This window comes from Halomonas sp. B23F22_20, assembly GCF_043496985.1.
Taxonomy (GTDB): Bacteria; Pseudomonadota; Gammaproteobacteria; order Pseudomonadales; family Halomonadaceae; genus Halomonas.
Genome location: NZ_JBIEKH010000155.1, coordinates 1 through 510 on the forward strand (window position 1 = coordinate 1; position 510 = coordinate 510).

The following is a 510-nucleotide window of genomic DNA, read 5'->3' on the forward strand; positions in this document are numbered from 1 at the left end:
CTCGAGGAAGAAGATGTGTACGTGTACCGCTTTATGAACAACGAACACCCACCACTTATGCCTAATCAACTCTCTCTTGGAGCTTTTGAGTTAAAAAAGTTAGAGGATGAAGTGGCCGCCGGTGCTTTCGTACGAAACTCTTTAAACAAAAAAGTAACGTTTAACGAAACTACGATTCTATTAGTCAAAGAAGACGGAACCAAGCTAGGGCGAAAGGAATTCGACTTATCGAAGCTCGGCGAATTACCTGCACGCTCAAGCCGCCCTCACCTTTTCATGTTTAACAAGAAAGACCTGTTTGTTCCTATTGAAGAAGTGCCTGCTGAGGGATGGAAGTTAGCTTTTGAATTGAAGAAGAGCTCTCAAAAGCATACGCTTGAACTAGCTGAAAGCTGGCAGAAATCCATGGCAAATGAAGACTTCGAGAAATTAAAAGATTACACAGAATCCCTTACGCCTCCAAAAACAGGTGAAGTGAACTTCATGGGATTAAAAGCGCACCATACCAAT

1 protein-coding gene is annotated in these 510 nt (G+C 42.5%); it reads left to right on the top strand.

All coding sequences use genetic code 11. The annotated features are described in order from the left end of the window. A partial coding sequence (locus ACGTN6_RS21085) for an SLAP domain-containing protein (protein ID WP_394595069.1) occupies nt 1–510 on the top strand: 510 nt, incomplete at both ends.